The organism is Zarconia navalis LEGE 11467 (assembly GCF_015207075.1).
Classification (GTDB): Bacteria; Cyanobacteriota; Cyanobacteriia; order Cyanobacteriales; family Geitlerinemataceae; genus Zarconia; species Zarconia navalis.
Genome location: NZ_JADEXN010000067.1, coordinates 1 through 13,870, shown reverse-complemented (window position 1 = coordinate 13,870; position 13,870 = coordinate 1). Strand labels below are relative to the sequence as shown.

The 13,870-nt window shown below is 49.8% G+C and carries 13 protein-coding genes; 2 read left to right on the top strand and 11 right to left on the bottom strand.

What is annotated here, in order from left to right; genetic code table 11:
• From IQ235_RS05590 to lpxD, 6 genes are all read right to left on the bottom strand, one after another.
• Positions 1 to 381, bottom strand: a 381-nt coding sequence (locus tag IQ235_RS05590; protein ID WP_405196646.1) for an ABC transporter permease, incomplete at its 3' end; no start/stop codon positions are given.
• A 158-nt stretch (positions 382 to 539) separates the two neighbouring features.
• The gene (locus tag IQ235_RS05585) at positions 540 to 3,077 is read right to left on the bottom strand and encodes a mannose-1-phosphate guanyltransferase (protein ID WP_264320508.1); all 2,538 of its coding nucleotides are present in this window, start codon (positions 3,075 to 3,077) and stop codon (positions 540 to 542) included.
• Between the two features lie 464 nt (positions 3,078 to 3,541).
• Entirely contained in the window at positions 3,542 to 4,477 is a 936-nt protein-coding gene (era, locus tag IQ235_RS05580) for a GTPase Era (protein ID WP_264320507.1), read from the bottom strand.
• 105 nt (positions 4,478 to 4,582) lie between these two features.
• Positions 4,583 to 5,497 (bottom strand): CPBP family intramembrane glutamic endopeptidase, encoded by a 915-nt coding sequence (locus IQ235_RS05575; protein ID WP_264320506.1) that lies wholly within the window; start codon positions 5,495 to 5,497, stop codon positions 4,583 to 4,585.
• Between the two features lie 156 nt (positions 5,498 to 5,653).
• On the bottom strand, positions 5,654 to 6,052 hold the full coding sequence (locus IQ235_RS05570) for an AbrB family transcriptional regulator (RefSeq protein ID WP_264320505.1): 399 nt from the start codon (positions 6,050 to 6,052) through the stop codon (positions 5,654 to 5,656).
• Between the two features lie 274 nt (positions 6,053 to 6,326).
• Positions 6,327 to 7,376 carry a UDP-3-O-(3-hydroxymyristoyl)glucosamine N-acyltransferase gene (gene lpxD, locus IQ235_RS05565; protein WP_264320504.1) on the bottom strand — a complete coding sequence of 350 codons (1,050 nt, stop codon included), beginning with the start codon at positions 7,374 to 7,376 and terminating at the stop codon, positions 6,327 to 6,329.
• A 258-nt stretch (positions 7,377 to 7,634) separates the two neighbouring features.
• On the opposite strand from lpxD, the gene IQ235_RS05560 reads away from it, so the two are divergent.
• Complete coding sequence (locus IQ235_RS05560) at positions 7,635 to 8,684, top strand: mevalonate kinase family protein (RefSeq protein ID WP_264320503.1); 1,050 nt, start codon at positions 7,635 to 7,637, stop codon at positions 8,682 to 8,684.
• A 193-nt stretch (positions 8,685 to 8,877) separates the two neighbouring features.
• On the opposite strand, the gene IQ235_RS05555 is transcribed toward IQ235_RS05560, so the two are convergent.
• The gene (locus tag IQ235_RS05555) at positions 8,878 to 9,204 is read right to left on the bottom strand and encodes a YkvA family protein (RefSeq protein ID WP_264320502.1); all 327 of its coding nucleotides are present in this window, start codon (positions 9,202 to 9,204) and stop codon (positions 8,878 to 8,880) included.
• Between the two features lie 138 nt (positions 9,205 to 9,342).
• Positions 9,343 to 10,758 carry a 23S rRNA (uracil(1939)-C(5))-methyltransferase RlmD gene (gene rlmD, locus IQ235_RS05550; RefSeq protein ID WP_264320501.1) on the bottom strand — a complete coding sequence of 472 codons (1,416 nt, stop codon included), beginning with the start codon at positions 10,756 to 10,758 and terminating at the stop codon, positions 9,343 to 9,345.
• A 142-nt stretch (positions 10,759 to 10,900) separates the two neighbouring features.
• Between rlmD and IQ235_RS05545 the strand changes: the two genes are divergently transcribed.
• Entirely contained in the window at positions 10,901 to 11,386 is a 486-nt protein-coding gene (locus IQ235_RS05545; RefSeq protein WP_264320500.1) for an allophycocyanin subunit alpha-B, read from the top strand.
• A 127-nt stretch (positions 11,387 to 11,513) separates the two neighbouring features.
• Here the strand turns inward: IQ235_RS05545 and hpsP are convergent, their stop codons facing one another.
• The 3 genes from hpsP to IQ235_RS05530 form a co-directional block, all read right to left on the bottom strand.
• On the bottom strand, positions 11,514 to 12,743 hold the full coding sequence (gene hpsP, locus IQ235_RS05540) for a hormogonium polysaccharide biosynthesis glycosyltransferase HpsP (RefSeq protein WP_264320499.1): 1,230 nt from the start codon (positions 12,741 to 12,743) through the stop codon (positions 11,514 to 11,516).
• Positions 12,744 to 12,789: 46 nt separating this feature from the next.
• Positions 12,790 to 13,395 carry a Uma2 family endonuclease gene (locus IQ235_RS05535; RefSeq protein ID WP_264320498.1) on the bottom strand — a complete coding sequence of 202 codons (606 nt, stop codon included), beginning with the start codon at positions 13,393 to 13,395 and terminating at the stop codon, positions 12,790 to 12,792.
• A 102-nt stretch (positions 13,396 to 13,497) separates the two neighbouring features.
• The coding region (locus IQ235_RS05530) for a pyridoxal-phosphate dependent enzyme (protein WP_264320497.1) at positions 13,498 to 13,870 on the bottom strand (373 nt) is incomplete at its 5' end.

The window sequence follows — 13,870 nt, the reverse complement described above, 5'->3', positions numbered from 1 at the left end:
GGAAACCAACGTCCCACGAGTAAAAAGCGTTCCCCCCGGATCGAATCCGATGAGCTTTAGCGGACTGCTTTCGCGATCGGCAGGTCTCCACCGGGCACCACCTAACATCAACGCTTCCGATCTAGCCACTCCCTCGACATCTTTAGCTTTGTTTGCGAGATCGTACAGGATCGGCTCGGTGAAATCGAAATGTACCATCCGATCGGATGCAACCCAAAGGTCTGCATCCGATCCCTCAATTAACAAAACCGTAGAGCGAGTAAACCCACTCAGAAGACCCGTTTGAATGGTCACCAAACTGACCGCAAACATAATGCCAGCTTGAGCGACTAGAAAGCGAGGAATATCTTCTAGTAAATTTTTACGAGCAATAGAAGTCATCTCAGTTTGGGGGATAGGGTTTGGGGTGTCAGGACAAGAAAGGGAAAGTCTCTGAGTTTGGAGGGAGTGGAGAGGCTATACCCCTTAAAACTTCCACCATTTTCTCCCGATCTTACAGCCGGTGCTTCACCCCATCTTCGGAGTCTGCTTTGATTCGCTCAAACCTCATCCATGGTGTTCGACTCTCCACGTTGCTGTTCCTCCACGAAATCTTGAATTTGGGTGCGGTATTCCCGGAGGGTCTCATCTACCCAAATCCGATCCTCGCTATTGGCAAAAATGTGTACCAACGGTTCTCCCGCATCGGGTAACACCAGCACCCAGTTATCGCTGTGGGGTTCGCACACTTTTACGCCGTCGATCAGTTCCACCTCGTCGCTGGAGTGGGTTTCGACCATATGACGCATCAGTGCCCCTTTCACCGTCCAGGGACAGCGAATTGTATGGTTGCGATGGTAGACGCGGGGGAGTTCGGCGCGAATTTGACCGAGCGATCGCCCTTGCAAAGACTCCATTTCAATCAGCTTGGCGCTCGAGAACATGGCATCGAAACCGGGATGGATTTGGGGGAAGATAAAGCCCATTTCCCCGCTTCCCCCCAATACCACGTCGGAGTTGTTATTGCAGGCTTCCATGAGGGCCGTGGGATTGGCTTTGGTGCGAATTACCGTGGCATCGTGGCGGCGAGCAATTTGTTCGATGGCACTGGAAGTATGCACCGGAACCACCACCGTTCCGCGCGGGTGGGCGGTCAAAATCATGTGAACCATCAAAGCGGTGAGCATTTCGCCCCGAATCGGCATCCCCGACTCGTCCACAACGATAAACTGCTCTCCATTTGCCGATACCTGGACCCCGAAGTTAGCGCGCAAGGCTTCGACCACTTGTCCCAACTGCGTTAGCAAATCTTCTCGTTCTCGGGCATCGAGGGCGAGTTGATTGAGACTGGCATTGAGAACCACCGCATCGCAACCGTAATCGGCCAGGAGGCGGGGCAGGACGGCCCCGGACACAGAATAGGCGTAGTCGATCACGATTTTAGAATTACTGTTGCGGATGGCTTCGACATTTAAATGTTTCTCAAACCCGATGCTGTAATTTTCCAGCATTTGGGTGGGGTAAACCATGTTGCCGATTTCGGAAATCTGCGCCCGCCGGATATCTTCTTTAAAGTAAGCCCCTTCTATTTTCTTTTCTTTGGCTTTTTTGATATTGATTCCTTTACCATCAAAAAATTCGATCAGCAAGCAATCGGGGCGATCGGGATTCATCCGAACGTGAATGCCGCCGGGAACTTCGAGGATGGGGGCGATGCTGCGAGAGACGGGAATGGCTGTGGCTTCCAAATTTTGCACGTTCACCCCGACGGACATCAAACCCGAAATCAGCGATCGGGTTACCATTCTCGAAATGCGACGCTGATCGCGAGAGACGATGACTCGATCGCCGAGTTTGAGGGTCGATCCGTAAGCGGCCCCGAGTTTGACGGCAAATTCCGGCGTAATATCGATATTCGCCAGACCGCTAACACCCCGCTGTCCGAAAAGATTGCGGTGGGCGGTTTTCCCCCAAATTAGGTTGATATTCAAGATCGCCCCCGACTCGATTCTTTTGCTCGGCCATACGCGCACGCCAGGGCTAATTTGGGCTTCTTCTCCCACCGTCGACAGCGCGCCCACCACGGCCCCTTCGAGGATTTTCGCCCGCCTGTCGACTCGGGTTCCTCGAGAAATCACACAGGCTTCGAGGTTGACTTCTTCGCCGACGATCGCCCCGTTCCAGACAATCGGGCGTTTTAAATTGGCATCGGCCCCCACTGAAACGTTATCGCCAATAACGGTTCCTCCTTCGATATTCACCCGAGGTCCGATCCGACAGTTATCGCCGATGGTGACTGGGGCTTCGATTTGAGCCGTGGCATCGATATATGTATTTTGACCCACCCGCACGCCGGGAGATTTTTCTTCGTAAGCAAAGTCCATTTTGACTTTGCCTTTGAGTCCGTCGTATTGGGCTTCGCGATAGGCTTCGAGGTGACCGACATCGCACCAATAGCCTTCGGCGATGTAGCCGTACATCGGCTCGCCTTTGTCGAGAAGTAGGGGGAATAAATCTTTAGAAAAGTCGCATTCTCGATCGCGCGGTAGGTATTCTAAGACTTCCGGTTCGAGGATATAGGTTCCGGTATTGACGGTATCGGAGAAAATTTCACTCGCGGATGGCTTTTCTAAAAACCGGACGATGCGCTGTTCTGCGTCGGTTATCACCACGCCAAACTCGACGGGATTGGGAATGTGGGCCAGAACCAGGGTGGCTTTCGAGCCTTTTTGCTTGTGAAATTCGATCGCCGCACTCAAGTCGAAATCCGTGATACTATCCCCACTAATGACAAGGAAGGTATCGTTGAGCAAGTCTTCGATATTTTTGACGCACCCTGCCGTGCCAAGGGGTTGATCTTCTTCGACTGCATAGGTCATTTGTACCCCGAAGTCTTTGCCATCGTGAAAATAGTCCCGCATGACATCGGGGAGGTAATGAACGGTGGCAATGACTTCTGTAATATGATGTCGCTTGAGTAGATTAACGATATGCTCGGCGATCGGACGATTGAGCACCGGAACCATGGGCTTGGGTAAATCGCAGGTGAGGGGTCTCAGCCGCGTTCCAGATCCACCAGCCATCAATACTGCTCGCATAATCTCTCCTTCGGGTACAACGCGATTGGGTTAGGAATTCTCTTCACTCAGAACATCTACGGTCTGTATGGGTGTGGGTTACCCCGATTTTCAGACCGACCTCTACAGGTCAATGTACCAGAGGGACTGCCTGGAAGTCTTTACCTTTCTTTAAATAGAATTGACATAAATTGTCCAAGACGGTGCTACTTACAGATCTTTTCGATCGCAATTTGTTGAAATCTGTCCGATCGATCTTTTTGCTGCGTCAGTCTCGTTCGCAAAATTATCTTAAATTAGAGCGAACCGAGAATCCCCCATCTTTATAAATAGGGAAGTGTCAACTCGCCAGATCGACCTGGAAAAATGTCAATTCTTTAAACAGTTTGGGGTGTGGTGCGTCGAGTGCGAGGTTGGGAGGATGTTGAGTCTCCCCGTCTGCCATTCAATTCATTCACAATTCGCCTTATTCCCTGCGGGCAAAATTAGTCTTCAACTCGATATCCAAATTGAGCCAAGCGCGTCCGGGACTGCCGCCATTTCGGCTGGATTTTAACAAATAACTCCAAGTAAATCTTACCGCTAATTAGTTTTTGCATTTGCCCGCGCGCCGCAGACCCGATCTGTTTGACCATGCTACCTCCCTTGCCGAGGATAATGCTTTTTTGGGAGCCGCGCTCGACATGAATCGAGGCAAAAATACGGGTGATATCGGAGTTTTCTTCAATTTTATCGATTTCGATCGCCACGGAATGGGGAACTTCCTGGCGCGTATGCAGCAAAATTTGCTCCCGAATCAATTCCCCCATAATGAAGCGTTCGGGTTGGTCGGTGACGAGATCTGGGGGATAGTAATAGGGACCTGGCTCTAAGCAATCGACGAGGGCTTTTTGCAAGATGTCGGTTCCCTCTCCGGTGAGGGCTGAAAATTTAATGCGCGGCCAATGGGAAGCCCCCAAATTCTCGTAACTGCGATCGATTTGGGCAACCTCGTCGGCAGGTTGCAAATCGAGTTTGTTCAGTCCCAAAATGACGGGGGTATGAAGATCTCGCAGCAAATCGGCAATATAGCGATCGCCCCCTCCTGCGGTTGTCGCACTATCGACCACTAGGACGATCGCATCGACAGAATGGATCGCAATTTGGGCATTTTTGACCAAAACTTTGCCCAATTGGTGATGGGGTTTGTGAATTCCGGGGGTATCGACAAAGATAATTTGGGCGTCGGGGGTGGTGAGAATCCCCCGCAGCCGATTGCGGGTGGTTTGAGCGATCGGCGAGGTAATGGCCACTTTCTGCCCCACCAGTTGGTTCATGAGGGTGGATTTTCCCACGTTCGGACGACCTATAATTCCCACGAAGCCAGATTTGTAATGGGGTGGGGGAGTGGGAATGAGGGCAATTTCAGATAAGTTAGACATCAATACCGCCAGATGCGATCGGGTTGCTTCAGCTTACCGAATTAGCAAGTTCGATGTCTACAATACTTGGAACAAACAATTAAGAATTGATTTGATTTTTAATTTCTACCAGATGTCTGTTGGGAATCGAGCATTGATTAAAGCCAGAATGACTCCCGTCGCTATTAGTACTCCAACTCCCAAAATACCGGCGAGAGGTTTGGCTGCAATTCCCGTTATCCAAGGGGGAACTTTATCTGTATAACGGGCGGATAAAACCGTATCGAAACTCGAAATTCCCCAGATCCAACCGGCATGAAGTCCGACAGCCAATCCCAAACTTCCACCATCACCGATTCGGGCGAGGGTCAGAACCATTCCCATCAACCACAATCCCGGTAATTGGGGTAGGGTTTCTTTAACTTCCCAAACTAGGTGAAGTAGAGCAAAAATCAAACTCACGATCGCTGCTGAGAGCCACACAGAATAATCTTGCCAGAATAAATCCAGCAAGATTCCTCGAAAGATAAATTCCTCAGTGCCACCAATCCACACCGCTAAACCCAAAATGGGGAGCAATGCAGGGACTAATACTCTCGGTAAAAACAGAGCCGAGTCTGAGTCGAGGTCATCGATCTTTTCCAATAAATGAGGAGAAAGTTTCCATTCAACCCAGCCCAACGATCGCTCGATGGAAAATAAAACTACCAGACCCGACACAGCGGCTAAAAACCCCACGTTTGCCTCTAGCCAAACGATCCATTTCCCGATGGAACCATAGCTCGAATAGGAGGCAAAACCCGCTGGCGATATTGCTAAAACGACCAGTGGTACGAGCAGGTACAGCGAAGCGAGTAGGGGTAGCTTTTGTTCCCATTTCAAAGGTTGAAACGGTCGCCACTGACTTTGAATCATCAAGGGAATGGCTAGGGGGAGCCAGAACCCCAACCACACCCCAAGAAATACCGCGACCTTAATGAATGCCGAGCGTTCTCCTTCAAGTAATCGAGCAACCGGGGAGAGTGGTATTAAAGTCTCCATAAAAGTTCTCAGAGCAACGAGCTAAACTTTGCCGGGCATGACATTCGTTTTTAGAGATCGTTCTCGCGATCGAGAAGGAATGGGGTCTTGATTTTCTCTAGCTCTTATCAATTAGGAGAAAACTCACAACGATCCTCAATCTTCTCAATGAGTGGGTTAGTCTTCTACCACTCCGTTTTCTTCATCATCTCTATCCACCTGAATCAGATGAATGTGTTTGTAGCCGAGTTTGATTTCAAACTCATCTCCGGACTTTAATCCCATCTCCTCGGTGTAAGTCGATCCGATAACGATCTGTCCGTTTTTGTGAACGCTGACGCGGTACGTTGGCTCTCGACCGCGTCCATCTTTCGACCCTTCCGGACTCAGGGGAATTCCCCGTGCGGCTAGAACGGCATCATAAAAATCCGTCAAGTTGACGCGGGTCTGATTACTTTTTGTAACCGTGTAGTATCCACAGCGTTTTGCGGTTTCTCGACGGGGTAAGTGAGAGAGTTCTTTTACTTTTTGAAGCAGGGCTTTTCCAGTTAGTGGTGCTGTTGTCGTTTCACTCATTGCGTTATTAATTATTTATCGGTCACTCAAATGGTATATCGCGTTAGCGAACCAGTAAAACTGGCTTTATAAAAATATAGCGTTAATTTTCTCCATTTCGACACTCTTTCCAAAAAAATCATATTTATCGCTTAATGAGTTCCTACTCATACCTTATCCGAACTCGGTTGAGTAAGGATTCAATTTCTGGCTTTCGCACAAATATACGAGGAGCCGATCCAATGCAATCGTTATTTTCGCGCGCGATGCCCAAAAATGGCCGGATCGTCTATTATCAATCTTGAGACTTCATGCGTCGCTGGAGTTTTTGAATCGTTTGATAGATTTCGGGGAGACGTTTGTAAAGTGCCGCATTTTTTAGCCAAAGTTTGTTGGCAATTGCTGGAAAACCAGAAACGATCGCACCGGGGGCGACATCTTGATGAATTCCCGTTTTTGCTGAGGCGATCGCGCCATCTCCAATTTTGGCTTGATTGGCCACTCCAACTTGGCCGGCAAGAAGAATATTATTGCCTAATGTGACCCTTCCAGCAAGACCGACTTGAGCGGCTAAGGCACAATTAGAACCAATTTTACAGCCATGACCAATCTGTACGAGATTGTCAATTTTTGTATTGCGACCAATTCGGGTTTCTCCTACAGCGGGTCGATCGATCGTGCTATTACAACCAATTTCTACGCTATCTTCTAAAATCGTGCAGCCCGATTGCTGCATTTTGAACCAACCCGAAGAAGTAGGCACGAAACCAAATCCTTCCGCACCGATAACTGCGCCGCTATGAATAACGCAATTCTTTCCAATCTGACTGCGTTCGTGAATCGTACAATTGGCGTGTAATATTGTTCCTCGACCAATACGAACCTGGGGATAAATTACCACATTTGGGTGAATGCAAACGCGATCTTCAATTTCAACATCACCACAAATGACAACATTGGCCCCAATTGAAACATTCTCTCCAATTGTCGCACTCCGGTCGATAGTCGCTTGGGGGTGAATTTCCGGGGTGGGTTGAAAGGGTTGATAAAACAGTGCCAGGGTTCGTGCAAATAATAATCTCGGCTCAGCGGTTGCAATCCAGGCAATTTTTCGTTCGACCGCTTGGCTGATGAGGTCTTCATCTGGTGGTAAAATTAACGCGCTGGCAGCCGTTTTTTTCACGCGATCGGCAAATTTTCTATTCTCAATAAAACTGAGGGTTCCTAGGGTAGCTTCATCTACATCGGCAACGCCACAAATTTCGGGGTCGTCCTCTTGGGTCAGACTCAAACTCGTACGAGTGACTCCATCGCCGAGTTGTTGAATTAATTGGCTGAATTTCATCTTTTTTTATCTCGACCGCCATGACGATCGCTATGGTTGTTGCACCCTGGCATTTTACCGGAGAGTTGGAGTGGATGCTTGTTATTTTCTCTGAAGTAATATCGATCGGAAGATCGCTCTTGTTCTCGTTCAACTTGACGGTCGATGCGAACGATCGTGTTAAAATTCGATGACTCGCTCCAAACTTGCCAAGTGTATTCCTTTGCTCTGTCTAAATATTTGTAAAGTCATCGATTTCTCGTGGCAAGAGGCAGCCCAATGAAACTATTTATCCCCGGTCGTCTTTGTTTATTTGGAGAACATAGCGATTGGGCGGGAGGATATCGCCGCACGAATCCGATTTTAGAAAAGGGCTACACGCTGATAGTGGGAACAAACCAAGGTCTTTATGCAGACGTCAAACCTCATCCCACTCAATTCATTTTTCGGTCTTCTCAAGGAGCATCGGTAGAGTTACCTGCCGACCCCCAAATTTTGCTAGATGAAGCCCGGCGGGGAGGATTTTTTAGCTATGCTGCTGGGGTCGCTTATCAAGTTATTACTCGCTACGCCGTTGCCGGGGTTGAAATTGAAAACGATCGCACGGATCTACCCATTGGCAAAGGTCTCTCTTCAAGTGCGGCTTTATGTGTTTTGGTGGCTCGGGCCTTCAACCGTTCCTACGACCTAAAATTGAGTTCGGACGAAGAAATTGAGTTGGCCTACCAGGGGGAAAGAACGACTTCTTCTCGCTGCGGTCGCATGGACTTTGGATGTGCCTACGGTCGCCGACCCATTTTGATGATTTTCGATGGCGATCGCGTCCGAATTATCCCGCTCGCCGTGCCTCAAGATCTCTTCTTGGTTATTGTCGATTTGGGGGCGAGCAAGGATACCCGCGAAATTCTCCATCAGCTCGATCGATGCTACCCGTTTGCGACTGACGAACTTTGCCAAAATGTACGCTTTTATCTCGGAACGATTAACCGAACTATTACCCAAAATGCCGTTGAGGCTTTAAAACGGGGAGATGCTCGACAAATTGGTAAATTAATGAAGCAAGCTCAAACCCAGTTCGATCGATATCTCAAACCGGCTTGTCTTTCTCAATTAAACGCGCCAATTCTACACGCTCTTTTAGATTATCCTCACCTCAAACCTTATATTTTTGGAGGAAAAGGTGTAGGTTCTCAGGGGGATGGCACGGCTCAGTTTATCGCGAAAAATGCGAAGAGTCAACAGCAAATTATCGATATTATTCACCGAGATTTTCCCCAAATGCGATGTCTGAAACTGTCGATCGAGACAAAAGCGCGAATGGAATCTTAAAGAAAATTAGAGTTATCGATCGCAGACTCGATCGATAACTCTAATTCTAAAACGACGGACGATCTTGGTATTCGTCGCTGGCTCTGGCTGCAGAATCGGTCGAGTTTTTCTCCAATTAAAAAGACCCAGAGAAGATCGTTAAATCCTCTTTCGGTCTTTTTAACAAAGGCTAAAATCAGTGTCGAACCAATCCTCAATCCAAAGAGACCGCATCAACTTCGACGGTTTTTTCAGCGACGGTCGCCGACGGAGTTTGACCCGATTGTGTGGAGTCAGAGGCAACAGCTCGCTCTCCACGAGCTTGAATCCAGTCGGTTGCGATTTGATAGACTTCGCTGAGCAACAGCATCAGAATGGCCACATCATCCACTTGCCCGACAATGGGGAATAAGTCTGGAGAGATATCGATCGGGCTGACCAGATAAGCAAACGTTCCAAATACAATCCACCAACGATATTTCGGATTGCGTAGCGTGTTGCGATACCAGGTTAAAAACGATTGCATAAAATTCTTTTTCATAGTGCCACCATTCACGTTCTTCTCAATTTTGCCCGATCGATCTACGAACTTTGAAGTGTAGATATCCTAACCCGAATCCATCCGGAACGGTCACCATCGAAGATCGAGTGAAAGTTAAGAATTTCAAACCTCAAGTTCTTAACATCGCTCCAAAAATGCCGCACATTCAACGTGAGCAGTTTGAGGAAAGAAATCTGCCAGTTTCACTTGCCGCACTCGGTAAGCCCCATCTGAGGTGAGTAACTTCAAATCGCGGGCGAGGGTAGCGGGTTTGCAGCTGATGTAGGCGATGCGCTGGGGTCGAAGTTGCAGCAAAGACTCGATAACCGCACCATCGCAGCCGCTACGGGGGGGATCGAGCAAAACTCGATCGATGGGGTCCGTGCAATCGATTTCGCCGTCTAGATAGCCCTTGAGCCAGGTTTTCACCTTCCCTTGGTGAAACGTCACGTTATCGATTTCGTTGAGAGTGGCATTTTGCTGTGCCTGCTCCACCGCTGACGGCTGACTTTCCAAACCGATGACCTGTCGAACCCGCGTTGCCAGGGGTAATGTAAACGTGCCGATACCGCAGTAGGCATCGAGCAAAACTTCATCCCCGGTCAGTTGCCATTCTTCGGCGATCGCTTGCAATAAGGCTTCTGCTGCTTCGGTATTCACCTGAAAGAAGGTATCCGATCGCAATTGGAACGTCAGACCGCCGAACTTTTCGTGGAGAAAGGGTCGTCCGGCAACACAGCGCGTCTGGGAACCGAGAATCCGATTGGTGCGATCGCTATTGACATTTAAACAAACCCCCACCAACTTGGGGTAGCGCTCCATCCATTGAGTGGCTTGCTCTTCGAGTCCCGATAGTTTTTGGGATCGACTCACCAGCGTCAGCAAAATTTCCCCGGTGCGGCGACCGATACGCAAGGATAGATGGCGAAGTTTGCCCCGATTTTCCGCTTCGTTATAAATCGACCAACCCTGAGTGTCGATATCTTGCTTCACCTGAGCGAGTAGGGGATCGAGTCGCGGGTCTTGCACGGGACATTGATTCAGGTTTACCAGCTTGTGAGAACCTTTTTGATAGTATCCCGCTTGCACCCGTCCCTGGCTCGATCGCGCCAGAGGGTAAGTGGCTTTGTTTCGATAGCCGAGTTCGTCGCTGGGAACCGGGAGAGAATCGATGGGTGGCTCGCTCATACCGCCGATTCTGGCGAGGGTTTGAGTCACTTGACGGCGCTTGGCTTCAAGTTGGCAGTCGTAGCGAATCTGCTGCCACTGACAGCCACCGCACTTATCGGCAACGATGCAATTCGGGCGTTGCCGGTGGGGGGACTCGTCGAGAAGTTCGTGGAGTTTGCCGTTGGCATATTGGCGTTTGACTCGCACCAAGCGAACCAAAACGCGATCGCCCGGTACGGTATCGGGGACGAAGACAACGCGATCGTTCCAGCGACCGACCCCATCGCCGGTATCCGTTAAATCTTCAATGACGACTTCGAGAATTTGACCCTGCTGCCAAAATTCTGGAGATTCTGAGGCGATCGAAGTATTGGTGGCGTGCATGAGTTTCGTTCTGGTTCCTAAAGTCGCTAAACTACTTAATGGAAGGGCAAGCACGCTCGCGCCGATCCCTATGAGTTGCTAGGAATTTGCGTACGGAATGCGCGCGCCCCTACAATAGTATCTTCAAATACTCCCAATAATTATGAGTGTCGTTAGTCAAGTTATCCTAAAAGCCGATGACGAGCTGCGGTATCCCTCCCAAGGAGAACTTCGCAGTATCGAATCTTTCATGCAAACTGGCGAGCAACGGTTGCGCATTGTCGAAACCCTTGCCGAAAACGAGAAGAAAATCGTTGACAAAGCCAGCCAAGAACTCTGGAAGAAGCGTCCCGATTTTATTGCCCCCGGTGGCAATGCTTTCGGTCAGAAAGAACGGGCGCAATGTCTGAGAGACTACGGTTGGTATTTGCGGTTGGTCACTTACGGTCTTTTGGCCGGAGATAAGGAACCCATCGAAGCCATTGGTATCATCGGCGCGCGGGAAATGTACAATGCCCTGGGCGTTCCCATGCCGGGAATGGTGGAAGGGATGCAGTGTTTGAAAGCTGCGTCTCTAGCACTGCTCGATGCCGACGATGCCGCCGTTGCCGCTCCCTATTTCGACTATATTATTCAGGGAATGTCCTAATTTCTGCGGACAAATTCTAAAAGTCTCATATCTAACGTAGGTGTGAAGCATTTGGGGGAAAATGCCTGGGTGAACCTCAAGGTATCTCGCTCAAATGCTTCACCCTTTGAGTTTTTGAAAATCGTTCCTATTTTCCATTTCCCAGTTTCGAGTTGCAAGCTTCAAGAATCGACTGGTACGCTGCCACCGTTTGGCGAGCGATCGCATCCCAACTGTAATGTTCGATGGCGCAAGCTCGGGCGTTGCTTCCCCGGCGCTTACATTCTTCGGGGTTTTCGAGAGCCGATTTTAGCATCCCAGCCACGGACTCGACATCGCAAGCCCCGACCCAACCGGATTCCGACTCGCCGACCCGATCGCAGATATGCACCCGATCGGAAATCGCCACCGCCGTACCCGCCACCATCGCTTCGGCAACGGCAATGCCAAAGTTTTCGTAATAGGATGGGAGAACGAACAGGTCGGCTCGCCGCAACAAAGCCGCTTTCAAGTCTCCGGTGACAAAACCCGCGATTGCCGTACAATTCGCTAGGGGAGATGCTGCGATCTGCCGTTGAATTCCGGCTTCGTACTCGGGATCTTGGGGGTTGCTGCCGGTGAGGATAAATTGAAACTCCAACCCCTCACTCAACAGTTTTTCTAAAGCCGGAATCAGCAAATCCAGACCCTTTTTCGGTTCGATGCGAGAGAGGAATAGAATCCAGGGTCGATCGAATTTGAGATTCGGTAGATGGGATTTGAGAATATCGAGGGGATCGGTTTCTGGTTTGGTTGGTGGAGATACTCCTAGGGGAATGACCAAATCTCGGGTTTTCGCCCCAAAGCGATCGGAAATTTCCGCTTCTCGATCGGCGGTAAAATGAAGGGCGGCAGCTCCGGCAATGTTGCCTTTTTCTAAAAGTGCGGCGTAAATCTGTTTGAGTTGCTTCTTTTTTTGCAAGTCCGCCGGATCGAGAGTGCCCAGGGGACGCAGAATATAGGGTAAACCGCGCTGCCGTGCCACCCATGCCGCTGCACTCGTCACCGGGGAAAAGAGGGCGTGAATGTGGGCGATATCGTAGTCTGGTGCGTTTTTCCACAGCCAGCGTAGTAGATCGATGGAGAATTTATAGCGTCGGGAAGGGGAGCAGCGAAAATAGCGAACCTGGTATCCTTGTTGGCAGACGGGGCGATCGAGAGGAACGTCTAGAGGCGGCTGACCGATATCGCCGTTGGCATCTGTAGTGAGAATCGTCAGGTTTACCCCTTGTCGCGCCAAAGCAGCAGAAAAGCCCCGTACCATCTGGCTGGGGCCGCCGTAGACGAGAGAGATAGCTGGGACGATTTGGAGAATTTTGAGGCTCATGGGGAATTTCATCGATCGTTGAGATCGGATTGGGCATCGCCTTCATCTGAACTCGATCTTAACTTGGCATAAGCTCATCAAGCCGCAATTGTAAGTTGGGAAAGAGATACGAATCGATCGGTTCGCCTAAACGATATTGTTGCTGCTGGTAAACACCATCAACGAGTTGGCAGATGGTAATAGTCGGTTGCTTTGGATTGCCGATAAACTGCAAACCCCCCAAGCCTCGAAAGTCTACGATCCAATATTCGGGGATCTTTAAAAAAGCATATTCTTCCACTTTTCTGGCATAATCATCTTGCCAATTCGTACTCACCACTTCAGCCACAAGCTGAATCGTACTCCCGTTACAAATGAGGGGTTCTTTTTGCCACAGGGGTTCTTGAGTCAATTGGGCTGTATCCAAAACAACGACATCCGGACGCAATGCTGTGGCTTGTGCGTGTAGTGGTTTAATTAAACAGGTTTTGGGAATCAACCCGTTTAAATTCGCCCGAAAAATTTCGACATACATTCTCCCGGCAATACTCCCAGCAACCGCTTCGTGAGGGCCGGTCGGTGCGAGATCCTTAAGTTCTCCGCCAATGAGTTCGTAGCGCGTATTATCCCCATACTGGGTAAGAAACTCCTCAAAGCTCAGTAATTTGGAGGGAGTATAGGTCATCGATCGCAATTTGGGCGCAACATAACCCAATTCTAAATCGAGCCAACGCGATCGCGCTCGACTCCGATCGAGAATTTCTAGGATTCCAAACCGACGAAATCGCTAAAATCCCATCACTTTCGCCACATCCTCTACATTCGCCTCGATGCCTTGCGTGAACTGACTTTTGCTGTGGGCGATCGCCGTATCGGGGTCTTTGAGACCGTTCCCAGTCAGGACGCAGACCACCGTTGCCCCAGCCGGAACCCGATCTTTCACTTTGAGCAAACCGGCCACGGAGGCGGCGCTAGCGGGTTCGCAGAAGATGCCCTCCGAACCCAACAGGCGATAGGCATGGAGAATTTCTTCGTCGGTGACGGCGGTAAAAGACCCCTTGCTTTCGTCGGCAGCGGCCAGGGCCCGATCCCAACTCGCGGGGTTGCCGATGCGAATCGCCGTGGCGATGGTGTCGGGATTTTCCACGGGTTGGCCGTTG